This window comes from Serratia sp. FS14, from assembly GCF_000695995.1.
Taxonomy (GTDB): Bacteria; Pseudomonadota; Gammaproteobacteria; order Enterobacterales; family Enterobacteriaceae; genus Serratia; species Serratia nematodiphila.
Genome location: NZ_CP005927.1, coordinates 1,123,070 through 1,148,790, shown reverse-complemented (window position 1 = coordinate 1,148,790; position 25,721 = coordinate 1,123,070). Strand labels below are relative to the sequence as shown.

General features: G+C 61.2%; 16 protein-coding genes. 3 read left to right on the top strand and 13 right to left on the bottom strand.

Annotation, left to right across the window (positions count from 1 at the left end; genetic code table 11):
• Nucleotides 1–52 precede the first annotated feature (52 nt).
• The 4 genes from wzzE to trxA form a co-directional block, all read right to left on the bottom strand.
• Entirely contained in the window at nt 53–1,105 is a 1,053-nt protein-coding gene (gene wzzE, locus L085_RS05250) for an ECA polysaccharide chain length modulation protein (RefSeq protein WP_021505188.1), read from the bottom strand.
• Between the two features lie 20 nt (nt 1,106–1,125).
• Nucleotides 1,126–2,223, bottom strand: coding sequence for a UDP-N-acetylglucosamine--undecaprenyl-phosphate N-acetylglucosaminephosphotransferase (gene wecA / locus L085_RS05245; RefSeq protein WP_004934192.1), 1,098 nt, complete (start codon nt 2,221–2,223; stop codon nt 1,126–1,128).
• A gap of 296 nt (nt 2,224–2,519) precedes the next feature.
• The gene (gene rho / locus L085_RS05240; RefSeq protein ID WP_004934188.1) at nt 2,520–3,779 is read right to left on the bottom strand and encodes a transcription termination factor Rho; all 1,260 of its coding nucleotides are present in this window, start codon (nt 3,777–3,779) and stop codon (nt 2,520–2,522) included.
• Between the two features lie 400 nt (nt 3,780–4,179).
• On the bottom strand, nt 4,180–4,506 hold the full coding sequence (gene trxA / locus L085_RS05235) for a thioredoxin TrxA (protein ID WP_004934187.1): 327 nt from the start codon (nt 4,504–4,506) through the stop codon (nt 4,180–4,182).
• A gap of 131 nt (nt 4,507–4,637) precedes the next feature.
• Between trxA and rhlB the strand changes: the two genes are divergently transcribed.
• Both rhlB and ppx read left to right on the top strand, forming a co-directional pair.
• Nucleotides 4,638–5,924 carry an ATP-dependent RNA helicase RhlB gene (rhlB, locus tag L085_RS05230; RefSeq protein ID WP_015376249.1) on the top strand — a complete coding sequence of 429 codons (1,287 nt, stop codon included), beginning with the start codon at nt 4,638–4,640 and terminating at the stop codon, nt 5,922–5,924.
• A 5-nt stretch (nt 5,925–5,929) separates the two neighbouring features.
• On the top strand, nt 5,930–7,426 hold the full coding sequence (gene ppx / locus L085_RS05225; protein WP_044030246.1) for an exopolyphosphatase: 1,497 nt from the start codon (nt 5,930–5,932) through the stop codon (nt 7,424–7,426).
• 32 nt (nt 7,427–7,458) lie between these two features.
• On the opposite strand, the gene rep is transcribed toward ppx, so the two are convergent.
• Nucleotides 7,459–9,483, bottom strand: a complete 2,025-nt coding sequence (gene rep, locus L085_RS05220; RefSeq protein WP_004934177.1) for a DNA helicase Rep — start codon at nt 9,481–9,483, stop codon at nt 7,459–7,461.
• Between the two features lie 109 nt (nt 9,484–9,592).
• Here rep and ppiC point away from each other — a divergent pair, with 109 nt between their 5' ends.
• Nucleotides 9,593–9,874 (top strand): peptidylprolyl isomerase PpiC, encoded by a 282-nt coding sequence (gene ppiC, locus L085_RS05215; protein WP_004934175.1) that lies wholly within the window; start codon nt 9,593–9,595, stop codon nt 9,872–9,874.
• Nucleotides 9,875–9,898: 24 nt separating this feature from the next.
• On the opposite strand, the gene L085_RS05210 is transcribed toward ppiC, so the two are convergent.
• From L085_RS05210 to bcsQ, 8 genes are all read right to left on the bottom strand, one after another.
• A complete protein-coding gene (locus L085_RS05210; RefSeq protein WP_031300297.1) occupies nt 9,899–11,401 on the bottom strand; it encodes a pitrilysin family protein in 1,503 nt (500 codons plus the stop codon).
• A 260-nt stretch (nt 11,402–11,661) separates the two neighbouring features.
• A complete protein-coding gene (locus L085_RS05205) occupies nt 11,662–12,948 on the bottom strand; it encodes a dicarboxylate/amino acid:cation symporter (protein ID WP_015376246.1) in 1,287 nt (428 codons plus the stop codon).
• 273 nt (nt 12,949–13,221) lie between these two features.
• Nucleotides 13,222–15,228 (bottom strand): biofilm formation regulator HmsP, encoded by a 2,007-nt coding sequence (gene hmsP, locus L085_RS05200; RefSeq protein WP_015376245.1) that lies wholly within the window; start codon nt 15,226–15,228, stop codon nt 13,222–13,224.
• 227 nt (nt 15,229–15,455) lie between these two features.
• On the bottom strand, nt 15,456–18,929 hold the full coding sequence (bcsC, locus tag L085_RS05195; protein WP_044030244.1) for a cellulose synthase complex outer membrane protein BcsC: 3,474 nt from the start codon (nt 18,927–18,929) through the stop codon (nt 15,456–15,458).
• Nucleotides 18,911–20,023: a cellulose synthase complex periplasmic endoglucanase BcsZ gene (bcsZ, locus tag L085_RS05190; protein WP_080062489.1), complete on the bottom strand. Its 1,113-nt coding sequence runs from the start codon at nt 20,021–20,023 to the stop codon at nt 18,911–18,913. The genes bcsC and bcsZ overlap by 19 nt, the downstream gene beginning before the upstream one ends.
• Nucleotides 20,024–20,028: 5 nt before the next feature.
• Complete coding sequence (gene bcsB, locus L085_RS05185; RefSeq protein WP_044030242.1) at nt 20,029–22,317, bottom strand: cellulose biosynthesis cyclic di-GMP-binding regulatory protein BcsB; 2,289 nt, start codon at nt 22,315–22,317, stop codon at nt 20,029–20,031.
• Nucleotides 22,318–22,379: 62 nt separating this feature from the next.
• Nucleotides 22,380–24,983, bottom strand: a complete 2,604-nt coding sequence (gene bcsA / locus L085_RS05180; RefSeq protein ID WP_044030241.1) for a UDP-forming cellulose synthase catalytic subunit — start codon at nt 24,981–24,983, stop codon at nt 22,380–22,382.
• Nucleotides 24,980–25,720: a cellulose biosynthesis protein BcsQ gene (bcsQ, locus tag L085_RS05175; protein ID WP_044030239.1), complete on the bottom strand. Its 741-nt coding sequence runs from the start codon at nt 25,718–25,720 to the stop codon at nt 24,980–24,982. Before bcsQ ends, bcsA begins: the two co-directional genes overlap by 4 nt.
• Between the last annotated feature and the right edge of the window lies 1 nt (nt 25,721).

Below are 25,721 nucleotides of genomic sequence, written 5' to 3'. Positions count from 1 at the left end.
GCCTGCGAATGGGGCGCTCACGCGCCCTGCATCAGATTATTATATTATTTTTTTAACTACGCGGCCGACGCGCCAAGGCAACACCCGCGCCAACCAAAGCGCCCATCGCGCCCCACAGAATCAGCCAGAATACCCGGCGCGGGCTGTCGCGTTTTACCGGCTCTTCCGGCGTGCGCAAATAACGATAGGTCTGGAACTTCTCATCCAACGTCGGGCCAACGTTCAGCGTCGCCAACATTGCGCGATTCTGATCGTAATCCAGATCGTAGGTCGGGCCGGAGGCCTGCAGGCCTTCCAGACGCGCCTGCAGCATTGGCCGGCCCAGCAGGAACAGATCCGAATCCGGCAACTGTTCTGCCGGGGTGTCGGTTTGCGTGCGGCTGATCCCCTGGCTTTCGGCGATTTTCAACGCCTGCTGCGTGGTGTTCAGCTCGCGCTTATAAACCGACTCCGCCACCGCTTCCTGGCGCTTGACCTGTGCCTTCATCGAAGTAGTGCGAGCGGCCCACGCCCCCTGAATCTCTTCGTTCAGATGCAGGGCAGCGCGGTGGCTGGCGAAGGCCACATATTGGCGCAGCAGGCGGTTGGCGTCTGCGGCGGTTTCCGCCGTCAGCTTCACGCCGTCGTTCGGGACTTTTTTGTCGTCGCGCGGCGTGAACAGGATGTTATTGATCAACTCGTCGAGCAATGCCGCATCGGCGCGGGCATCCCCTTCCTGACGCTGTTTGTAGTAATCGCTCTGCAGCCAGAAATCGCGACGCGTGTCGTAAGCCGCCAGCTGCATGATGAACTCATTGTACGCTTCATCCGCGATGCTCGGCTGATCGCCGGCCATCGCCGGCAGCGTGCGCACGTCCAGATTGCGCAGGAACTGCTGCTGGGAATAGTAACCACCCAGCGCATTCACCGTGGGTTTGTCGGTGATTGCGGTCGCGCTCCACTCTTGCTTAACCAGGTAAGAAACGATCAGCGCGACCGCCGCGAACAGCACCGCAATGCCGATAATCCACGGTTTGCCGCGCCACAGGGTGCAGCACAGGCCGCGGATATCGAGTTCGTTATCCACCGCCGGGGTATGCTTGTCAGACGTTGTTTCTGGATTCATCACAGCCAAAAAGCCTCTGGTTAAGATACTTGCTTGTTATCGCTCGAACGCCGCAGCCGGCGCTTGATACGCTTAATGTACCGCGCAACCCGCCAGGCGCGCTTGATGCAGTAACCGTACAGGAAGAAAGCAAGCAAAAATAATGCCAACATAACCCACTCAGGGATAAAAGTCAGGCGTTCGCCGATCACGCCCACCGCCGCCAGCAATGCGGCCGCCAGGGTGATCAACACGAAAGCCTGCCGCGGCGTAAAGCCGGCGCGCATGATCAGGTGGTGAATATGTTGACGATCGGGAGAGAAGGGGCTCATCCCCTTGCGTAAACGACGGTACATGATTGCTATCATGTCCATCAGCGGAATAGCGATGATCCACAGCGCGGTCACCGGGTTGATCGAGTGTGCCTTACCCTGCGAGCTTTGCAGCAGCAGCCAAATGGCGGTAAAGCCGATCAGGGTGCTGCCGGCGTCCCCCATAAACACCTTATAACGGCGGCCGAGGATGCCGAGGTTGAGCAAAATATAGGGAACGATGGTGGCGATCATCGCAAAGCACCAGAACGCCAGCTCATGATGGCCGCTCAGGTACAGCAGCAGGCCCAGCGCCCCGAAGGAAACGCACGACAGCCCACCCAGCAGGCCATCGATGCCGTCGACCATGTTGAAGGCGTTGATCGCCGCCCATACCGCGAACAGCGTCACCAGATAACCGAACGGCCCCAGCAGCATCTCCCAGTCACCCAGCACATGGCCGAAGCTGCGCAGATACAGACCGGCGAACACCATCATGGCGATGCCGACCAGCGCCTGCACCAGGGCGCGGATTTTAACGCTGATGTCGAAACGATCGTCGAGCGCGCCCACAAACACCAGAATGCCGGCGCAGGTGAGATAAAGCTTGGCGTGCGCGATAGGTTGTTCGGAAATCCAAAACGCGAAGCACAACCCGGCATAAACGGAAATACCGCCGACCAGCGGAATCAACCCCTGATGGCGTTTGCGATAATTGGGTTTATCTACCAGACCAATACGTTTTGCCGCCTTGCGGGCAACAAAGAGAAAAGCCAAAGAAAACAGGAAAACAAATAGAATTTCAGTACTCATAGTGAGTAAGTTCACAGTTAACAGATCTCTGTAGAAGATAAGGCAGCTTACCACGGGCAATAGCTTGTGCCATCGACCCCCGCCACCTTTCGGTCATTTCCTATGACAACGGTGATTCATGCCTATTTTCTTCGCATCGGCTGACAAAACGACAGCAGCAAAGCCGACCGGCACCGGGCCGACCGACAAACAAGATGAATTCTCAATAAGTCGAGGAAACAACTTACTTTTCCATTACTGCTACTTATCGTATCCGCCAAAAGCGAAAAACGCCACGACTAGGCGTGGCGTTCAGCGAATTTTTTAACGAATTATGAGCGTTTCATCATATCGAAGAATTCATCGTTGGTTTTGGTCATCGCCAACTTATTAATGAGGAACTCCATCGCGTCAATCTCACCCATCGGGTGAATGATTTTGCGCAGGATCCACATTTTCTGCAGCTCTTCGGAAGTGGTGAGCAGCTCTTCTTTACGGGTACCGGAGCGGTTGTAATCGATCGCAGGGAATACGCGTTTCTCGGCGATTTTACGCGCCAGATGCAATTCCATGTTGCCGGTACCTTTAAATTCTTCGTAGATCACTTCGTCCATCTTCGAACCGGTATCAACCAGCGCGGTCGCGATGATGGTCAGGCTGCCGCCCTCTTCCACGTTACGCGCCGCACCGAAGAAACGCTTCGGACGATGCAGGGCGTTGGCGTCCACACCACCGGTCAGCACCTTGCCAGAGGCCGGTACCACGGTGTTGTAGGCACGCGCCAGACGGGTGATGGAGTCGAGCAGAATGATCACGTCTTTCTTGTGCTCAACCAGGCGCTTGGCCTTCTCGATCACCATTTCGGCCACTTGCACGTGACGCGAAGCCGGCTCGTCGAAGGTCGAGGCGATCACTTCGCCTTTCACCAGGCGCTGCATCTCGGTCACTTCTTCCGGACGTTCGTCGATCAGCAGCACCATCAGCACGCAGTCTGGGTGGTTGTAGGCAATGCTCTGCGCAATATTCTGCAGCAGCATGGTTTTACCGGCTTTCGGCGGTGCCACGATCAGGCCACGCTGGCCGCGGCCAATAGGCGCCGCCAGATCCAGTACGCGCGCCGTCAGGTCTTCGGTCGAGCCGTTGCCGCGCTCCATCCGCAGACGGGAATTGGCGTGCAGCGGCGTCAAGTTCTCGAACAGGATCTTGCTGCGGGCGTTTTCCGGCTTGTCGTAGTTGACTTCGTTGACTTTCAACAGGGCAAAATAGCGCTCGCCTTCTTTTGGCGGACGAATCTTACCGGAAATGGTGTCACCAGTGCGGAGGTTGAAGCGGCGGATTTGGCTAGGGGATACGTAGATGTCGTCGGGACCGGCGAGGTAGGAACTGTCTCCAGAGCGGAGGAAACCGAATCCATCCTGCAATATCTCGAGCACGCCGTCGCCGAAGATATCTTCTCCGCTTTTCGCATGTTGCTTCAGAATGGAGAAGATAATGTCCTGCTTGCGCATACGGGCAAGGTTTTCCAGCCCCATATTTTCGCCGAGAGTAATCAGCTCAGAAACCGGCGTATTCTTTAATTCGGTAAGATTCATAGTGGTGGGTTCTTAAACTCGGGGTATGTCTCGAACTTGTATCGTGAATGGTATGGCAGCGAAATGCGTGCCTGTTTACTGGACGTTCGATCACCGGGCGCAGAGCCGTCGCGGTAAGAAATGGCTTACATCGGGCGCACGCATTGACGGTTGAAGATCGAAGGTACCTTAAAAATGATTTTTGCAAAACCGTTTGATTGCCAAAACACGGGCTGAGTTCAGTTTACTTTCAACGCCAGTGATTCGACACAGAGTATAGCTTTAGATTCAAACTCTTTAGATTTAAAACTTCGGGCAAGTTCTATATGCAGTGTGGTTAAACTTAACACGCTTCTTGGCAGGCGTCTAGCGGTGAATTGAACATCACCGCCAGGCGCCTGATACTGGGCTTCCCGCCCGATTACAGATTCGCGTTCAGGAAATCTTTGAGCTGACCTTTGGACAACGCGCCAACCTTGGTCGCGGCCACTTCGCCGTTCTTGAACAGCAACAGCGTAGGGATGCCACGGATACCGTACTTAGGCGCGGTAGCCGGGTTCTGATCGATATTCAGCTTGGTGATGGTCAGTTTGCCTTCGAACTCTTCGGCAATCTCATCCAGAATCGGAGCAATCATCTTGCACGGCCCACACCATTCAGCCCAGAAATCGACCAGGATCGGCCCTTCCGCTTTCAGCACGTCAGCTTCGAAGCTGCTGTCAGTCAGGTGAATAATTTTATCGCTCATGTTCTACTCCACAGGATTATGTCTACCTTGTTGGTGTAGCATTAACCAACTCAAGGTGATTTTATTGCACCGCGTTTATTTCAACGGATGTGCTTTCGTAAAGCAATAGTTAGCTGATATTCTACCACACTATGAGCAAAACACACTTGACCGAACAGAAGTTTTCCGACTTCGCCCTGCACCCGTTAGTCCTTGAAGCCCTTGAGAAAAAAGGGTTTCACAATTGCACGCCCATCCAGGCGTTAGCATTGCCGCTCACGCTCTCCGGGCGTGACGTTGCAGGTCAGGCGCAAACCGGTACCGGAAAGACGCTGGCGTTTTTGGCGTCTACTTTTCACTATTTGCTGACTCACCCGGCGAAACAGGATCGCCAGACCAATCAGCCGCGCGCCTTGATCATGGCGCCTACGCGTGAACTGGCGGTGCAAATCCACTCCGATGCGGAAGCGCTCTCCCAGAGCACCGGCCTGAAACTGGGCCTGGCCTACGGCGGCGACGGCTACGACAAACAGCTGAAAGTGCTGGAAAGCGGCGTGGACATTCTGATTGGCACCACCGGCCGTTTAATCGATTACACCAAACAGAACTATGTCGATCTCGGCGCGATGCAGGTCGTCGTGCTGGATGAAGCCGATCGCATGTACGATCTTGGCTTTATCAAAGACATCCGTTGGCTGTTCCGCCGCATGCCTGCGGCCGATCAACGCCTGAACATGCTGTTCTCCGCTACCCTGTCCTATCGCGTACGCGAACTGGCCTTCGAGCAGATGAACAACGCCGAATATGTTGAAGTGGAACCGGAACAGAAAACCGGCCACCGCATTAAAGAAGAGCTGTTCTACCCGTCCAACGAAGAAAAAATGCGTCTGCTGCAGACGCTGATCGAAGAAGAGTGGCCGGATCGCGCCATCATCTTTGCCAACACCAAGCACCGCTGCGAAGACATCTGGGGCCATCTGGCCGCCGACGGTCACCGCGTGGGCCTGCTGACCGGTGACGTGGCGCAGAAAAAACGCCTGCGCATCCTCGACGACTTCACCAAAGGCAATCTCGATATTCTGGTCGCCACCGACGTCGCCGCGCGCGGTCTGCACATCCCTTCCGTCACGCACGTCTTCAACTACGATCTGCCTGACGACTGCGAAGACTACGTGCACCGCATCGGCCGTACCGGCCGCGCAGGCGCCAGCGGCCACTCCATCAGCCTGGCGTGTGAAGAGTATGCGCTCAACCTGCCGGCGATCGAGACCTATATCGACCACAGCATTCCGGTGAGCAAGTACAACAGCGATGCGCTGCTGACCGATTTGCCGGCGCCGAAGCGCCTGTCGCGCCCGCGCGGCGGCAACGGCCCACGTCGCAACTCCGCGCCTCGTCGCGGCGGCGCGCCGCGCAACAACCGTAAACGTTCGAGCTGATCGCCATGCTCAGCTCCAGCACGCTTTATGCTGCCATCGATCTCGGCTCCAACAGCTTCCACATGTTGGTAGTGCGCGAGGTGGCCGGCAGCATTCAGACTCTGGCGCGGATCAAGCGCAAAGTGCGCCTGGCGGCCGGGCTGGATCAGAACAATCACCTGTCGCATGAGGCCATGCAACGCGGCTGGCAGTGCCTGCGGCTGTTCTCCGAACGCCTGCAGGACATCCCGCGCGAGCAGATCCGCGTCGTTGCCACCGCCACGCTGCGTCTGGCGTCCAACGCCGATGAGTTCCTGCAGGCAGCCGAGCAAATCCTCAGCTGCCCGGTACAGGTGATCAGCGGCGAAGAAGAGGCACGGCTGATCTATCACGGCGTCGCGCACACCACCGGCGGGCCGGATCGTCGGCTGGTCGTCGACATCGGCGGCGGCAGCACCGAACTGGTCACCGGCAGCGGCGCACAGGCAACGCAGCTGTATAGCCTGTCGATGGGCTGCGTCACCTGGCTGGAACGCTACTTCAGCGATCGCAACCTTGGGCAAGAAAACTTCGAGCGCGCCGAACAGGCCGCGCGCGAAATGGTGCGGCCGATCGCACCGCAATTGCGCCAGCAAGGTTGGCAGATCTGCGTCGGCGCTTCCGGCACCGTGCAAGCGCTGCAGGAGATCATGGTGGCGCAGGGCATGGATGAGCGCATCACCCTGCCCAAACTGCGCCAGCTGAAACAGCGCGCCATTCAGTGCGGCAAGCTGGAGGAGCTGGAGATCGAAGGGTTGACGCTGGAGCGTGCGCTGGTGTTCCCGAGCGGCCTGTCCATCCTGTTGGCCATCTTCCAGGAGCTGGGCATCGAGAGCATGATGCTGGCCGGCGGGGCGCTGCGTGAAGGTCTGGTTTACGGCATGCTGCATCTGCCGGTGGAGCAGGATATTCGCATCCGCACCATCCGCAACCTGCAGCGCCGCTACCTGATCGACACCGAGCAGGCCGAACGCGTCAGCCAGCTCGCCGCCAACTTCTCCCAGCAGGTCGCCAACGAGTGGCAGCTGGATGCGCGATGTCGCGAGCTGTTGCACAGCGCCAGCCTGATCCACGAACTCGGCCTCAGCGTCGATTTCAAGCAGGCGCCGCAACACGCCGCCTACCTGATCCGCCACCTGGACTTACCCGGCTTTACCCCGGCGCAGAAAAAACTGCTGGCCACCCTGCTGCAAAATCAGAGCAACACCCTCGACCTGTCGCTGTTGAACCAGCAAAACGCCCTGCCGCCGCGCACTGCGCAGCGCCTGTGCCGCATTTTGCGCCTGGCGATCATCTTCGCCAGCCGCCGCCGCGACGACACGCTGCCGGCGGTGCGGTTACGCGCCAATCAGGACGATGAACTGACGGTGATCTTGCCGCCGGGTTGGCTGGAACAGCATCCGCTGCGCGCCGAGGCGCTGGAGCAGGAAAGCCACTGGCAGAGCTACGTCCACTGGACGCTGCGGTTGGAAGAACAACGTTGACATGACCAGGGCGCGAACCGCGCCCTTTCTTTTTAATTCCCGCCTTTGGCCTTGGCCAGCTGGGCGCGGATATTGGCCAGATGGCTCTGCCCCTTCTGCATCCGTTCCTGCGGGCTCACCACTTTGCGTTCGGTTTCCCACGCCAAATCGTCCTGCGGCAGCTCCAGCAGGAACCGGCTCGGCTCCGGCCGCACCAGCTCGCCGTACTGACGGCGCTCGCGGCACAGGGTGAAGATCAGCTCTTTTTGCGCGCGGGTGATCCCTACATAGGCCAGACGCCGCTCTTCATCGACATTGTCTTCGTCGATGCTGCTCTGGTGCGGCAGCAGCCCCTCTTCCATGCCCACCAGGAACACGTAAGGGAACTCCAGTCCCTTTGAGGCGTGCAGCGTCATTAGCTGCACCTGATCCAGCTCCTCTTCACTTTCACCGCGTTCCATCATGTCACGCAGGGTGAAGCGCGTCACGACCTGGGTCAGCGTCATCGGCTCGTCCAGATCGTTGCCTTCCAGCATTTCCGTCATCCAACCGAACAGCGTGTTGACGTTTTTCATCCGCATTTCGGCGGCCTTCGGGCTGGTCGAGGTTTCAAACAGCCAGCTCTCATAATCCACGCCGCGGATCAGATCGCGCACCGCCGCCACCGGCTCACGTTCCGCCTGCTGGGCGATGCCGCCCAGCCAATGGGTGAAGCGCTGCAGCGATTCCAGCCCGCGTCCGGTCAAGTGCTGGCTCAGCCCCAGATCGAAGCTGGCATGGAACAAACTTTTGTTGCGCTGGTTGGCCCACTCGCCAAGCTTCTGCAGCGTTGCCGGGCCGATCTCGCGCTTGGGGGTATTGACGATGCGCAGAAAGGCGCTGTCGTCTTCCGGGTTGGTCAGCACGCGCAGGTAAGCCAGCAGATCCTTGATCTCGGGGCGCGAGAAGAACGAGGTGCCGCCGGAAATCTTGTACGGGATACGGTTCTGCATCAGCATCTTTTCAAACACCCGCGACTGGTGATTGCCGCGGTACAGGATCGCATAGTCGCCGTAATTGGTCTTTTTCACGAAGTGGTGGGCGATAAGCTCCCCTACCACCCGCTCGGCTTCGTGATCCTCATTGTTGGCGGTCACTACCTTCAGCTCTTCGCCATACCCCAGCTCAGAAAACAGCCGCTTTTCAAACACGTGTGGGTTATTGGCGATCAGAATGTTGGCCGCCTTCAAAATGCGCTCGCTGGAACGGTAGTTTTGCTCCAGCTTGATCACCTGCAGCGCCGGGAAATCTTCCTTCAGCAGCACCAGGTTCTGCGGCCGCGCGCCGCGCCAGGAGTAGATCGACTGGTCGTCGTCGCCCACCACGGTAAAGCGCGCGCGGTTGCCCACCAGCAGCTTCACCAGCTCGTATTGGCTGGTGTTGGTATCCTGATACTCATCCACCAGCAGATAGCGGATGCGCTGCTGCCAGCGTTCGCGCACCTCTTCGTTGCGTTGCAACAGCAGCGTCGGCAGCAGGATCAGGTCATCGAAGTCCAGCACATTGCACGCCCGCATATGGGCGTGGTAAAGACCGTAGCAGTGGGCGAACAGCTTGTCGCGTTCCGAGCGCGCCAACTCTGCCGCCCGCTGGGGATCGATCAGGTCGTTTTTCCAGTTGGAGATGGTCGAAATCAGCTGCGCCACCAGCGTTTTGTCGCTTTCCAGCCACTTTTCGGTCAGCTCTTTCAGTAGCGCCAGCTGATCCTGATCGTCGAACAGCGAGAAGTTGGACTTCATCCCCAACGCCACGTATTCCCGCTTGATGATCTCCAGCCCCAGGGTATGGAAGGTCGAAATCATCAGCCCGCGCGCCTCTTTGCGCCCCAGGGTTTGCGACACGCGCTCTTTCATCTCGCGTGCGGCCTTGTTGGTAAAGGTCACGGCGGCGATGTGCCGCGCCTGATAGCCGCAGTGGTGGATCAGGTGGGCTATCTTGTTGGTGATAACGCGCGTCTTGCCGGAACCGGCGCCGGCCAACACCAGGCAGGGCCCGGTAACGAATTCGACGGCTTGTTGTTGGCTGGGGTTTAATCGCATGGTGCTGGCTTGCTCAACTGTAAAACGTGGAAGGGAATTGTAGCAGAAAGCGCCGATGAGATTTAGCGGGTATAATCAGCGCAATTTTCGCATCGACAAAGGCAATACCATGGCAAAAACGGCGTGCGCCCTGCACATTCTGGTAGACAATGAAAAGCTGGCCAACGAGCTGCTGGCCAAGCTGAAGCGCGGCGTCAGCTTCGACACGCTGGCACGCAAATATTCGAGCTGCCCGTCAAAACGCAACGGCGGCTCGCTGGGCGAATTCAACAAGGGCGCGATGGTGCCGGCGTTCGATAAAGCGGTGTTCAGCATACCGCTGCTCAAACCTTACGGCCCGGTCAAAACCCAGTTCGGTTACCACATCATCAAGGTGCTGTACCGCAACTAGGGGGCCTGCGCCCCCTGCTGCGAATTACTGCGCGCCGGCGTCCGTCGCCGGCGCAGCCACCGCGGTGTCGGCCGGTTTGGCTTCTTCCGTCACCACCGCCGGCGCCGGCATCATGATGCCGTCATAGGTTTCCTGCAGCTGCTTCATGCTCATTTCCGGCTCGCCCTTCGGCTGCATCAGCACCAGGGTCGCCTCCTGAGACAGCTGCAGCTTCAGCGCCTGATTCAGCGTCTCCAGCGTCAGGCTGGCCAGGAATTCCTGGCGCAATTTCTGATACAGCTCCGGCGCGATATCCACCACCCCGCTCTGCTGCGAACGCAGGCGCTGGCTCATCAGCACATCGGTGTCGGTGCGGGCGTAGGTGGCGAACAGCTTGCTCAGCTGATCGTTTTTCTGCGCCAGCAGCGCATCGAATTCCTCTTTCGACAGACCGTTATCACGCACGTTGGCCAGCTCGCGGGCGATAAAGCCCAGGCTGCCGTTCAGATTGTTGTTCGGCGTATCCAGATGGATGGCGCACTGCCCACGCTGGTACTGCACGCGGCAGTCAAAGCCCAGATGCAGGCTCTTCTGGTCGCTTTTTTCCAGCGTCTGCTGAAGATGCCAGAACAGCGCCTCGCGGGCGAGATCGCCACGCCAGTAACGGAGCAGGCTCTGCGAATCGCGAATCGGGTGCCACGGCGAATCCCACATGATCGACAGCGTATCCTGCTTCACCTGCTCGCTGATCAGGCTCACCGGCTGCTGCGGCAGCGGCGTCAGGGTCGGCATCGGGGCCGGGGTTTCACGTTTGCCCTGCAGCGGCGAGAACGCCTTGTTGATCTGCTCGCCCAGGCTGCGGCTGTCGACCTTGCCGACCACGAACAGCGTCATGGCGTCCGGGGTATACCACTGTTGATAGAATTTCTTCAGTTGCTCGAGATTGACCGGCCGTTTCGCCGGCTGCGCCGGATCGTGCGCCAGCAGCGTCGAGCCTTTCAGGCGGTAACGCCACCAGGCATCTTGGGTATTGGGCGGGAAAGTGCCGACCGGATTGATGCTGGAATTCATCACCGCGTGCACCGTATGCTCGTCGATCGCCAGTTTGCCGGTGGTGTCCGCCAGCCAGGCCAGCGCTTCTTTCAGCAGGTCGGGCCGGTTGTTCGGCAGGCTGAGGTTATACATGGTGAAATCATACGAGATGATCGCCGGCGGCAGCGGCCGCTCGTTATCCACGCTCTGTTGCCACAGGGCGCGCAGCTGCGGCGCGGTAAAGCTTTCGCTGCGCGCCAACGCCAGCCGCGGCAGCAGATGGGCGAAACCGGTCTGCTGCGAAGACTCCACCAGAGAGCCGGTATTGACGATCAGCCGCAGTTCCACGCGGTCGCTTGGCCGCTGCGGCGTATCGAGAATCTGCCATGAAAACCCGTTGGCCAGCGCCCCCTGCTGCCAGGCAGGATCGGGTTGTAGTGCTTCAGCCTGCACGCTGCTACTGGCTGCCGCCAGTAGCAGCCCACCAACTATAAGATGAATTCTGGTGCCCTGCATGTGAACCCCTGCTTAATGACTATCCAATTTCTTATGCAAATGCGTGTATTCCATTCAATGGAATCATAAAAATACGCCCTGAGTTTCACAGTGGGGCGGAAAGCAGAAAGTGTACCATCGTGTTAGACCGCGCGCCTTTGCGGATGTCACTCATTAGAGTGAAAAATAATAGATTGCGGGGTTTTTAATGCAAAAAATCGTTACGAGGCAGGGGAAGATGCTCACCGGCCGCGGCTGCGGCCGGTGATTTACAGCCGAAATCAGGCGGAAGGCAGCGTTTTGTCCGCGCCGGTGTTTTTGTTGTTCAGGGTGTCTTTCAGCTGTTTCTCATCCAGCTGATTACACCATTTGGCCACGACCACGGTCGCCACGCCATTGCCCACCAGGTTGGTCAGCGCGCGGGCTTCCGACATAAAGCGGTCGATGCCGAGGATCAGCGCCAGGCCGGCCAGCGGCAGGTGGCCTACGGCGGAGATGGTGGCGGCCAACACGATAAAGCCGCTGCCGGTCACGCCCGCCGCCCCTTTGGAGGAGAGCAGCAACACCACCAGCAGGGTAATCTGATGCATGATATCCATGTGGGTGTTGGTCGCCTGAGCGATAAACACCGCAGCCATGGTCAGGTAGATAGAGGTGCCATCCAGGTTGAAGGAGTATCCGGTCGGGATCACCAGACCCACCACCGATTTCTTGCAGCCCAACTTCTCCATTTTATCCAGCATGCGCGGCAGCGCGGATTCGGACGACGAGGTTCCCAGCACGATCAGCAGCTCTTCTTTGATGTAGTTGACGAATTTGAAGATACTGAAGCCGTTGGCGCGGGCGATGCTGCCCAACACCACCACCACGAACAGGATGCAGGTGATATAGAAGCACACGATCAGCTGGCCGAGTTGCACCAGCGTGCCGACGCCGTATTTACCGATGGTAAACGCCATGGCGCCGAAGGCCCCCAGCGGCGCCAGGCGCATGATCATGTTGATGATGCCGAAAATCACCCGCGAGAAGCTGTCGATCACGTTGTAGATCAGCTGCCCTTTGTCGCCCAGACGATGCAGGGCGAAGCCGAACAGTACCGCGAACAGCAGCACCTGAAGAATGTTGCCGCTGGCGAACGCGCCGATCACGCTGCCGGGGATGATATCCAGCAGGAACGGAATGATGCCCTGCTGCTGCGCCTGCTCGGCGTAGATCGCCACCGCTTTGGCGTCCAGCGTGCCGGGATCGACGTTCATGCCGGCGCCCGGTTGCACCAGGTTGACGATCACCAGGCCGATAATCAGCGCAATGGTGCTGACGATTTCAAAATACAGCAGCGCGATGGCGCCGGTGCGCCCCACCGCCTTCATGCTTTCCATGCCGGCGATGCCGGTCACCACGGTGCAGAAGATCACCGGCGCGATGATCATCTTGATCAGTTTGACGAAGCCATCGCCCAGAGGTTTCATCTCGGCGCCAAGGTCAGGGTAGAAATGGCCAAGCAGGATACCCAGCGTGATCGCCGTCAGCACCTGAAAATAGAGGCTCTTAAAGATCGTTGTTTTCATATGAACATCCTATGGGGGGAAGACACGCACCAGGCAGCAGTCTAAAAATCCAGCCTGTTCATCGCTTGCGCGGAAAATAACACCCACTTAACAACATGGAAATAATTTGTTGCACCCACCGTGTGGGGTTGATGTGAATTTAAGAGCTGAAACGCGTCAGTCGGGGTGCAAAGCTGAAAATTGCGTAAGCCTTTGTTTGCACTAACGCAAAAGAGGTAGATAAAGAATGGCGATTTTCGGACGAGGAAAAGTACCGGAAAGGTATCGCGACGCTCACGGCGCCGCGCGGCAAAACTCGGCTTCGAACGCTTCGCGCGGCAGCGGCCGAGCGAACAGGAATCCTTGCCCACTGCGAATGCCGTGCTGCAGCAGCCAGTCGCGCTGTTCGGCGTTTTCCACGCCTTCGGCCATCACCGGCAACGCCAGCACTTCGGAGATCGAACTGACGATGCGCACCATCGCATCGTCGCCCGGCAGCCCCTGAATGAAACTGCGGTCGATCTTAATCAAATCGATCGGCAGGGATTTCAAGCGGTTGAGGTACTCCAGGCTGGAGTAGCCCATGCCGAAGTCGTCCAGCGCGATCGACAGCCCCAGGTCGTGCAACTCGCGCAGCAGCGCCAGGGCGCGATCGAGATCGTCGATGCGTACCGTCTCGGTGATCTCCAGCAGCAGCTTGCGCGGATCGATCCGATACTGCGCCAGCAGGTTTTTCAGATGCGGGACGAACGCTTCATCCTGCATCTGAATACCGGAAACGTTAACCGCCAGCGGCAGCGCAATGCCGCGTTGCTGCCAGTCCGCCAGGATACGGCAAGACTCTTCCAGCACCCAGTTGCCGAGAGGCACGATCACGCCCAGCTCTTCCGCGAGCGGGATAACGTCGGCCGGCAGGGTATAGCTGCCGTCATACTGCTGCCAACGCAGCAGCGCTTCGGCGCCGATCACCTCGTTGGACTGCATGTCGATCTGCGGCTGCAGGAACAGCGTGAAATGCCGCTGCTCGATGCCGTGCAGGATCTCGCTCTCCTGCGTCAGCCGCTTCTGCGTGCGTTCCGTCAGGCTGGGTTCGAAGAACAGGATCTGATTTTTTCCTTCGCGGTGCGCGGACATCATTGCCGAAGTGGCGCTGCGCAGCAGCTGTTCCGCGCTCTCCCCCTGATTGAGGTAGTGCGCGATGCCGATGCTGGCGTTGGGCCGCAGCGCCAGACCTTCCAGCGTCAACGGCGCATTGATCTCCGCCATGATGCGCCGCGCCAGCTGCATGGCGTGGAACGGCCGCTCAATGCCCTTGGCCAGAATGGCGAATTCGGTATTGCTCAGCTGTGCCAGCACGCCGTTTTCGTCGATGCAGCCGCGCAGCTTCTTCGCCAGCGCCAGCAGCAGCGCTTCACGCATCGCCGGGCTCATCACGCCAGACGCTTCATGCAGCGTCTCGATGCCGATCACCAGCAGGTTAAAACGCTCAGGGCGCAGACTGGAGGCGATATGTTGTTCCAGCAACGCGTTCAGCAATGCAGGATTCGGCAGTTCGGTCACCGGGTGGCGGGTGCTCAGGCGGCTCATATCGGCATGCGCCTTGGCCAGCGTCTGTTGATTGCGGTTGTAATTGCGCACCAGCAGGCCGAGCTCGTCGTCCTGGTGCAGCGCCGGCAGCATCAGCTGGTGATAGGGCGCTTCGTCCTGCGAGATGTTCTCCAGCTCTTTGGCCATCGCGCGCAGCGGATGCACCATCAGCCGGTTCATGCACCAGGTGATGGCCACCGACAGGATCAGCGCCAGCAGCAGGTAGGTCGACAGCATGGTCGACAAAATGCTGAGGATAAACTGGTACATGCGGAACGAATCGGCCTGCAGCACCAGATAGGCCAGCGGCTGCTGGTTGGCGGGCACCCGCTCCAGCGAATAGAGCGGCACGGAAATTTGGATAGGCAGTTCAAACAGCCGGGCGATCAGCGTCGGCACCGGCCGCTCCGGCGGGAAATTGGCGTGCAGCGCCTGAAACTCGTTCGGCAACACGATATCCGCCCGGCTGAGAATGCCGACCGGCAACAGCGTGTTCAGCACCTTTTTGGCTTCCGGCACGTCCATGCGCAGCACCGCTTCCGCCAGCGGCTGGCGCACGGAATGAGCGATATTCTCCAGTTGCTGGGCGTAGTCATCCCTGCGCTGCTGCACAAAGTGGAATAACTGGATCACGATAAAAATGCAGATCGTGACCAGCGCCACGCCGGACACTGTCGCCATCTGCTTAATCGTTAACGAACGCCTGACCCGCAAACCTGCTCTCCGTGAAATCGGGCTGAAACAAAAAGGGGGCTGACTCTCACCCGCCCCCTCGAACCGGGCTGAGTATACTCGATCATCGGCTGTTTTTATCTGGCTATGCCGCAGGCAAAACCAAGAAAATCGCGGGTTTCAGTCTTTTCCTAAAGCGGACAAACGCGACCCGGACACAGGGTAACAAAACTCCCCGGTGTCCGACACTCCGAATCTTCCCCTCCCGGCTACTTGAAGTCGGCGTATGGCGTCAGCGGCTGCGGCGGCAAATCGAGATCCCCTTGCCAGCCGGCCAGGGAATAACGCAGATAAATCAACGCGTGGCTCGGCGTATAGTCCTTCGCCTGTTGAATATCGATGCCGGCGCCGAGCGTCCAGTGCGAACTGAGACGGCGTTCGACGATCGCCCGCAGGGTATAACCGACGCCGCTCGAAGAGCTGCCGTCCTCGACGGCGAACTTATCGGGCAACGAATCCGGGATCAGCCCCTGCAGCGGATAGCGGCGCTGGCTGTCGGTCTTCGAATGGGACAGCGAAACCGAACCGCCCAGCTCCCACGACCAGTTCTCGGTGCGCTGGCGGTAGTTGACCGGTAGCGACAGCGACAGATATTGCTGCGGGCTGTAATAGCCGCCCTGCCCCAGCGAATAGCCGCTCAAATCCTTCTGGTAGTGCCACAGCATGGTATTGAGCCCGACGCTCAGGCGGCGATTGTCTTCGTTGATCAGCTTGTAGTAGTAACCGGCCATCAACCGCTGCCGCTGGTTGTCCGCCACGTTCTTGCCGGTAATCTGGTGCGCGCTGAGATCGGCCCAGACGCCGTTCGCCTCGCCGCGATCGTAGCTGGCGCTCAGGCTGACGCCGGTAGCGCGCACGCCGCCCCAGGTGATGCCGGTATTCGGGTCTTTGGCGCCGCCGAACGCCAGCAGCGAGCTGGAGATCGGCCGTCGCGAGGCCGCCAGCGTCCAACCAATGTGGTTCCAGTCGCCGCTGTAGGCCAGGCCGCCGGTCCAGTCGACCACCTCAAAGCCCATCGGCGTCGTGCCGATGTCGGCGGCCCAGCGATCGTTTTTCCAGCCGGCCGCCACGCTGGTGCCGGTGGTTTTCTGGTGTTCATCGCCGCGGCACCCTTGTGTGTGGCAGGTGCCGAAGGTTTCGTAGTATTTGCCGCTGCCGTCGGTCGAGAAACGGCCGGCATCCAGCTGCACGGTGTCGGTGCGCAAGAAGGCGCGCCCGTCATACAGCGGCATGTCCACCTGCAGCATGGTATCGTGCGCGTTGAAGTCGGAGATGCCGCCGGTGCCGCTCGAGCGCCAGTAATCGTGATCGAGCGTGACGTTCACGTCTTGCTGTCGATACAGATCCGCGGCGTCGGAGCGGATGCCGCGTTTCAGCCAGTCGTCGCTCGGATTATTGCGCGTCAAATAGGTGTAGCTGTCATTATCCTGCGGCAGCGTCGGCGTGATGCCGCTGGCCACCATCGCCTGGCGGTAATCCTGCTGCGCCCGTTCAGGCTGTTGCTGAGCCCGCTCCAGCCGGGCGGCATCACGGTAAACCAGCGCCTTGGTCTGTCCGACGGGCTCCGAAGCCGCCGCCGTTTTCAGTCGGTCGAAGATAGCTTCGGCCTGCTGCGTATCGCCGACCGCCCCCCAGGCGTTGGCGACTCGCCGCTGGCTGTTGAGCGAAGCGTCTTGTGGCTGCGGTTCGGTTTTAAGCCGTTGACGCGCCGCGTCCAGATCCCCCTGCGCCACATAGGCTTCGATCTCGCCCAGCTGCGCATCCGGGTTGTTCGGCTCACGCCGTTTCACCCGCTGATAGTCGTCCAGCGCCGCCGCATACTCCCCGCGCGCCAGTGCCCAGTCGGCCAGCAGCAAATCGATGCGCGTGTCCGCCGGCTGCCGGCGCAGATAGGCTTCCGCCGCCGGTTCGTCACCGGCCGCCCGCAGCCGTTCGGCATGCTCGATTACCGCCTGCATTTTCAGCCGCTGCGCCAGCTCGCGCATGTTGTCGTTCCACTGTGCCGCAGGCAGCGTATTGAGTTGTGCCAGCGCCTGCCTGTCGCGATCGCTGCCGGAAAGATAGAGCGCATAGGCGTAGGTCAGCTGCGGATTGGCATGTTGGCGCTGCGCCAGCTGCCGGAACAGAGCGTCTGCCTGCTGCGGCTGCCCGGCCTGACGCAGCGCCTGTGCATAGCGATAGGTCAGCCAGACGTCGTCGGGATCCATCGGCTGAGCGCGGCGATAGATTTCAGCCGCCTGCTGCCACTGCTGCTGTGCCGCCAGCGTCTCCGCCTGCTGCTTCAACATATCGAGCCGCAGTCCGTCGAGGGTGCTGCGCAGCTTGGCCTGTTGGCTGCGCGGCAGGCCGTTGAGGTAGGCCAGCGCTTTTTCCGGCGACTGGCGCTGATAGATATTCACCAGGCCGCGCAGCGCGCTGCCGTTGCCGGGATCGCGTCGCAACGCCTGCTGATAAAACCCTTCCGCCGCGGCGTCATCCTTGCTCGCCACCGCCACATCGCCCAGGCCGATGAACGCGTCGCCGTCGCCGTCGTCGAGCTGGCGCGCCTGCTGATATTTCTGCCGGGCCAGCGCGAGATTGCCGGCCTTCAGCGCTTTGTCGCCCTCGTCGATCGCCAGCCAGTAGCTGGTGCTTTTGATCAGGCTCTGCCACTTGCCGCTGTCGTAGCCGTTCTTGTCGGCCGCCAGCGCCTGGCGAAACAGCTTCAGCGCCTGCGGGCGGTTGCCGGCGCGCGAGTAGGCCTGGCCGAGCGCCCCCAGCACCTCGGCGTCGTTCGGCGCCGCCGCCAGCGCCTTTTGCAACTCAGGAATGGCTGCCCGGCTGCCGCCTTTATCCACCTGCGCCAGGCCGCGCACCCGCGCCTGATAGGTCGGATCGGCCAACAATTTCTGCTGTCTGGCCAGCTCTTCGCGGGCGCTGGTCGCCTGATCGCCAGTGTCGAACACGCCGAGGAAGCGGTTGAGCGCCGCCACGCTCTGCGCGCTGACCGGCATCGCTTTGACCTTGTCCAGCCACAGATCGGCGGCATCGCCGCGCCCGGCCGGATCGGCGGCGATCTTCTGCAGCAGTTCATAGGCCTGCGCGTCCTGGTTCTGACTGAACAGCATACGCGCCAGCGACATACGCAGCGCCACATTGCCTGAATATTGCTGATCCAGCGCCTGCAGCTGCTTTAACGCCTTCGCCTCCTGCCCCGGCAAACGCGCCACCAGCCGCCAGTATTCCACCGCCAGATCGAGCGTCGGCGGCTCGCCGTGAAACAGCGCATCGTACTGCGCCTTGGCTTCCGGCAACCGGCCGGCGGTCGCCATCAGGCGCGCCTGCTGCAGCTTTTGCCGGGTTTCCGGCTGGGTCAGCAGCATGTTCATTTGCGCCTGGCGATAGGCGCTGGACTGCGGCGCGAGGGTTTTCAGTTTGTCCAGCTGCTGCTGCGCCAGCGCCATGTTGCCCTGCCGCAGCGCCAAACGCATGCGCGCGGCGATCACGTCCGGGTTGTTCGGATCCATCAGCTCGAGCCGGTACAGCGACTGGCGCACCAGATCGTCCTTGTTGCCGGCCTCGCCAATGCGCACCTGTTCCAGCAGCCACTGTTCCGGGGCCACGGCCTCCGCAGCGCGCGCCTGCGGCAGCATCGCCAGGCTCAGCGGAATCAAATTCAGCCAGTTTATTTTGAAGTTGTGCATTGGCCGTCCCACGAGGGTTGCAATTCACCCTGACGATTAAAGCGATAACGTTGTTGATCCCACCCCTGACCGAACAGCGTCAGCGAAGCGCTGAAATAGGCGTCGTCACCCGGCGGGTGCTCGCTGATGCGCTGCCGCTGCACCGCCAGCGCTTCAGCCTGCGTCGCCAGCATCGGCAGCACAGAAGCGGAGAAACCGACCGGGCCGTCGCCGGTGGTTTTGCCGCTGGCGGTATCGGTTTTCTCCGGCGGAACGCCCTGTTTGGCAGTGAACTGCGCCATCGGCTGGAAGCGTTCAAGCAGTGCCGCCTTGTGTTCATCGTCGTCCGCCAGCATGCCGGCCCACAGATAAACCCGAATGGCGTCGTAGCTGCCGACGTTCGGCTTGACGGTGTCCGGCTGCCAACCGGCACCGACCCGCCACACCACCCAATCCGGTGAGAAACCGTGCGGCGCGGTGTCCAGCCACAGCCGTTGATTGACCTCGCGCATCGCGCGCCATGGGCCGTTCAGCGCCGCAAAACGCGCCAACAGCTGCGGCGGCAGGTAGCTGGGATTCAGCCGCCAGCGATCTTCCGCCACGAACCCGACTTTGCCCGGTAGCAGCATCAGGCCCAGGCCGGGAATGTCGGCCACTTCCTCGCGGCCGATGCGTTGCAGCAGCAGCGTCCCCAGGGTTTGATAACGCCGGCTTTTCCACAGGCGGCCGGCTTCGAGCAGGTTGTAGGCGATCCACAGATCGGCGTCCGACGCCGAGTTGGCGTCCAGCACCTTCCACTGCTTATCGTCGCTCTCGCCCCACAGCCAGGCGGGCAAACGGGCGCTGAGATCGCCCGCCGCCAGATTGTTCTCCGTCCAGGTCAACAGCTGGTCGAAGGTCGGCCGGTCATTGGCCACCAGGGCGAAGAACAGGCCGTAACTCTGGCCCTCAGAGGTGGTGATTTTGTTCGGGCTGCTCGGGTCGATCACCCGCCCCTGCGGGCTGATGTAGAACTGCTTGTACTGTTGCCAGCCCGGCCACTCGCAGGCCGCCGCCGCGCTGAAAGCGCACAGCAGCAGCATGCCGAGCGACAGGCGTTGCAGCATCGCGTTCACCGCCGTCAATCCCGATCTTCAGGCGCCAGACGCCGCCGGCTGAAGGCCTTCAGGCCGCGCCACAGCATCAGCCCCAGGATCACCACCAGCACCACCGCGAGCACCGCCAGCAGGACCGGATGGGTGGAGAGGGCATACCACAGCCGCTCCCACCAAGGCAGGTGGCCGACATAGTAAACATCGCCGACGCGCAGGCTGTTGACCCCCGATTCGCGGATCACCGCCACCGAGCCGAACACCACGGCGCGCTTGCCGCTGTCCAGCAGGGCATTGTTCAGCAACTCATAGCCGCGCGGGCTGTCCGCCAGCAGCGCCACGATGCTGCGCTGATCGTTGAACGGCGATTGCACGCCGATGATCGCCGACATTGCGCCCTCGGAGCTGACGGTGGTTTTGCTGTCCGGCTTGGCGTCCTCCGCCAGCAATTCCGCGCTCGGCAACGGCGGTTGGCGCGTCGGCTGCTTCACCCAGCTTTGAGTGGCGTCCACCAGCAGGCTGATTTTCTTGTCGTCGCGCAGCGCCGGCGGAATGGTGCCGATCATCAGGATATCGTCGTCACGATCCTTGGCCTGCGACCAGTCGTCGCTCAGCGTAAAGGCCAGCGCCGGGTAGCCGGTTTGCGCGCCGATCACGCCGAGCGCGTTCAGCAGCGCGCTGACCTGCGCCGGCTGCGGTTTCTGGTTCACCAACACCAGCGTTTGCGACAGATCCGCCAGGCGGCTGAACGGGAAGCCGGCGTTGGCGAAGGCGCGCAAATCCGGCATCGCCATAAAGTGGCGATAGCCGGAGAAATCGATGGTGGACGCGCCGTCGATCACCGCGTGGTTTTGCGTGAAGGAGTAGGTTTCGCAGCGCCCTTCCGCGCCGCTGGCCAGCAGCGTGGTGTAGTCAAAGTCAAAGCGCAGCTGGTTGGTGGCCCCCAGCCGCAACGCCGGGATGCTGACGTTCCTGTCGGAGTCGAGCAGCCCCTGCGTCAGCGGCAGTCGCAGCAGCTGCGCGCCCTGCTCGTGTTCCGGCACCAGCGAGTAAGCCTGCACGAACTGGTTGTTCAGGCTGACGCTCAGCCGCGAACCGTCCTGAATGCGCGGCGCGGTATAACGGTATTTCAGGTGCATGTCGATGCCGGTGCTGCGGATCAGGAACAGATCCGGCGGCAGGTTCATGGTCAGCGAAATCGGGCCGGGTTCGATGCCGCTGGTTTGCAGCTGTTCGGCATATTGCTGCAGCTCGGCGAAGGTCATCGGCCGATCGGTGCGCACCCAGTTCGGCGCGTCGTAAGGCTGGCGCGCCGCGAGCTGTTCCACCTTGTCCACCGTCACGTTCTGGCCGCGGAACAAGATGTTACCCTGCGCGATACCCTTCACCGCGGTGATCAAATCGTTGTCGTCACGCCCCTGAATCAACAGCAGTTTGACGTACGGATTGTCGGGGTGGCTGATCATCTCCACCGTCGGGCCGTTGACCGCCGGATAATCGCGCAGGAAATCCGGGCGCTGCGAGTTGGTGGCGAACACCACCGCGTGCTGCGCCGGCAGCGCATTGTACAGCGTCGGGAAGGATTGCCCGCGCCACTGCGCCTTGCTGCCGAACCAGGATGCCAGAATGCCCGCCGCGCGCTGCTGGGCGAGATCAGGCTGGCCGGCGAATACCATCGGCAGCGTCAGCGGCCGATTGTCGCGGCTGTCGAAGAACGGCTCAGGGAAGTGCGACAGCTCGTTTTTCACCGGCAGCGTCTGGAAGCGCAGCTTCAGCGCGCTGGATTGGCTGACGTCGAGCCACAGCGAGGTGCTGGCCGGGTTTTCGCAGATGTTCTGATAATGGCCGACAAACACCAGCCGGACGCGGTTAAAATCGGTGATATAGCGCGGATCGATCGCCATCTGGATGCGATTGGGCTTGCCCAGCTGCTCTTTGGCGAGGGTGGTCACGCCCATCAGTTCGTCGTTCAGATAGACTTTGACGTGCGACTCCACCGGGATCAGCGCCGGCGACGGCGTAAATTCCAGGTCGAGCATCGCCTGCGAGACCACCTCATCGCTGCGCACGCCGAATTCGATCTGCCCGTCCGGCCGGGTGCCGCGCAGAACAAAGGTGCCCGGCGGCGGCGCTATCTGCGCGAACGGCAGCGACACGTCGCGCACCGGCGCATTCGGATCCTGCGGCGCGGTCGCCGTATCGGCCGCCGCGGCGATCGGCGGCTGGGCCGCCACGGTCGGCGCGGTGGCGGTTTCGGCCTGCGACAGGGTACTGATGCCTAAGGCCAGAGCAGTTAACCAGGTTATTTTTCTCGTCATCGTATCATCATCAATGTTGGAGCCTGTTCACCGGGCGAGTGAGCGGGCGGTTGAACTCGCAGCTAACCCACGGTTTCTTGTTGACCCAAGGTCGGATCCCTGCCGACGCCGCGCGGAATAAACGACACTACCCAGGCGGTCAGCGAAGTGACCCCGACCAGCAGGCCGCGCACCAGCGGCGGCGCGTAGTCCGCCATGCGCACATAGCCGCGGAAGCCCAACGCCAGCACGTCGCGCAGGCTTTCGATCGGCCGGTCTTCAGGGAACCCGTCCTGCCACAGCGCCCAGGTATCGGCGCGGGCGAAGGTGCACTGAATGAAATCGATGTGTTCACGGGTGGAGAGACTGACCAGACGCACCCCCACCTTGTTGCCGAAGGCGCGCGTCACCACACAGGGGAAGCTGTATTCCTGCTGGCCACGTTTGAGCAACAGCGAAACCTTGTCGCCGTCTTTCAACGCATTCTCCACCCGCATCTCAATGCCCACGCCGCCATCGGAGTAATCGCGCAGCGTGCAGGGGTAGAGGTGGCCATCAGCACGCGCGATCGCCGCCGGCATGGCGATCTCCACGCGGTGCGCCTGGCGCACCTGCTTGGCCTCCACCGCCACCGCCACCGCGCCGCCGAGAATGGTCATGTTGTACAGCACCCACACCAGGCTGATGATCACCGTCATCACCTCGTCCGTCGGGCCATAGGCCAGCCGCCAGGCGCCGAACGCCAGCCCAGCCAGATTCAGCACGACCAGGAACATGTAAGGCCGGGTGATCACCCAGTCTACGTGCTCCTCTTCCACCAGGCCGCCTTTGGCGGTGACGTTGAATTTGCCCTTGTGCGGATTGAACAGCGCTACCGTCGTCGGCCGCGCGATATACCAGGCCAGCACCGTTTCATAGATCTCGCTCCAGAACGAATGGCGGTATTTCCCCTGGATGCGCGAGTTGGTCAGGCTGGCGTGGATCATGTGAGGCAGCACATACAGCGCGATCGCCAGCGCCGGCGCGAAGATGATGTAGGCATGCAGCAGTAAAAACGCCAACGGCGCGGTGAGGAAGATCAGCCGCGGAATGCCCGACAGGAAGTGCAGCATGGCGTTGGCGTAGCACAGACGCTGCGCCAGTTTCAGCCCTTTGCCCAGCAGCGGGTTGTCGAGCCGGAAGATCTGCACCATGCCGCGCGCCCAGCGAATGCGCTGGCCGATGTGCGCCGACAGGCTTTCGGTCGCCAGCCCGGCGGCCTGCGGAATGCGGATATAGGCCGAGGTGTGCCCGCGCCGGTGCAAACGCAGCGAGGTATGGGCATCTTCGGTGACGGTTTCCACCGCGATGCCGCCGATCTCGTCCAGCGCGCTGCGGCGCAGAATGGCGCAAGAGCCGCAGAAGAAGGTGGCGTCCCACATGTCGTTGCCGTCCTGCACCAGCCCGTAGAACAAAGTGCCTTCGTTGGGCGTCTGGCGGAAGCGGCCGAGGTTGCGCTCGAACGGATCCGGCGAGAAGAAGTGGTGCGGGGTCTGCAGCATCGCCAGCTTTTTGTCTTTGAAGAACCAGCCCATGGTCAGCTGCAGGAAGGAGCGCGTCGGCACGTGATCGCAGTCGAAAATCGCCACGAACTCGCCGGTGGCCTGCTTCAGCGCATTGTTGATGTTGCCGGCCTTGGCGTGTTCGTGGGTCGGCCTGGCGATGTATTTCACCCCCACTTCGGCGGCGAACGCCCGGAATTCGGGGCGATTGCCGTCGTCGAGGATATAGATGTTCACTTTCTCTTTCGGCCAGTCGATGCCCAACGCCGCATAGAGGGTGGGCTTCACCACCCCGAGGTCCTCGTTGTAGGTCGGCACCATCAGATCGATGGTCGGCCAGGTGGCGCTGTCTTCGGGCAACGGCACCGGCTGGCGGTTAAGCGGCCAGATGGTCTGGAAATAGCCCAGCACCAGCACCACCCAGGCGTAGGTTTCCGCCACCAGCAGCAACAGGCCGCACACCAGGCTGAGCGGATCGTCCCAGTTCAGCGTGGCGGTATAACGCCACCACAGGTAACGACAGGACACGGTCAGCGACAGCACGATCAGCATCAGCGCAGGCAAACGCCCCGGCACCCGGCGCACCACCATCGCGATCCCCCACAGCAGCACGACGAACACGAACTGCGCCGACAGATCGAACGGCTGCGAAATGCACAGTATGGCGAGGATCGCCGCCAGCACGCCGACCAGAATAAACAGCGCGCGTCGCATGCCGCGGTTCATGCGGCCGAGGCGCTCTACCGAACGCTGTTCCACGCCGGCGTTTTTCAGCCGTTGCGGCAGGCTCTGCAGCCAATCGGCGTAGCGCTGCTGCAGCCGCCGCCACCCGGCGAAATAGTCGCGCGGCACCGGCGCGCGACCGCTGCGAAACAGCAGCAGCCACAGGCCCTGCAGCAGATAGCGCAGCGCATCCGCCGGGCGCGGGCGTTCGGCGGACAGATGCGGGAACCAGTAAGCGCGGCCGACGCGCACGCGCTGCCAGGCCGGTGACTCGAAGCGCAGCAGCATCCACCCCAGCGCCACCAGCAGCGTGGCGAAAAAGGCGGTCAGCGCCGACGCGCCGTTGCGGCGATAGCCGCGGTAGCGCGCCTGCACCGCCTGACGCACCGGCGGTACCAGCAGCAGGCTCAGCACCCGGCTCATGGGGCAACGCCCCGTTTGAGGTTGATCAGGCACCAGTTGGCCAGCGTCAGCACTTCATCCGCCGCCAGGCTCTCGGGGCGATACTCGCCCAACGGCTGTTTGACCGCCAGCGCTTCCGCCAACGCTTCGTCGCGGTGGATCACCACCGGCAGCAGGCCGCTCAGGGTTTGCAGCCACAGCTGATGCAGATCCTGCTGCAGCTGGCTGGCGGAGGAGTAGTGATTGACCAGGAAACGGCAGTCATTCGGCAGCGTCTGTTGATGGAGCCGCACCTGACAGTTGGCGTCGGGGTTCAACAGCACGAACACGCTGTCGGCAAGCTGCAGCGCCTGCTGCGCCAGCACGCCGTCCCCGACCGGGACATCCAGCAGGATCCAGCGCTGCGGATCGCCGGCGATCAGTTGGCGCAGATTGTCGCGCCAACGCTCGGGCTGCTGCTGACATTGACGTTGTACTTCCAGCCGTTCCGCCCCATTCAGGCGGCCAAAAGGCAGAAAGTCGAGGTTTTCACAATAACGCAGCGCGCCTTCCTGCCAAACGCCGCCATCCCGCTCCGCGCGGGCCCAGCCGCGCGCCAGCTCGAACGGGGTGTTGAAATGCAAGCGCAGCAGATTATCCGGCGTGAAGTCGATCGCCAGCACCGGCTCGCCCAGCTGCTGCAACGCCCAGGCGAGCGCCGCCGTGACCGAGGTCGTCCCCATTCCACCCCGCAACCCTTGCAGCGCGAGCACCGGCATA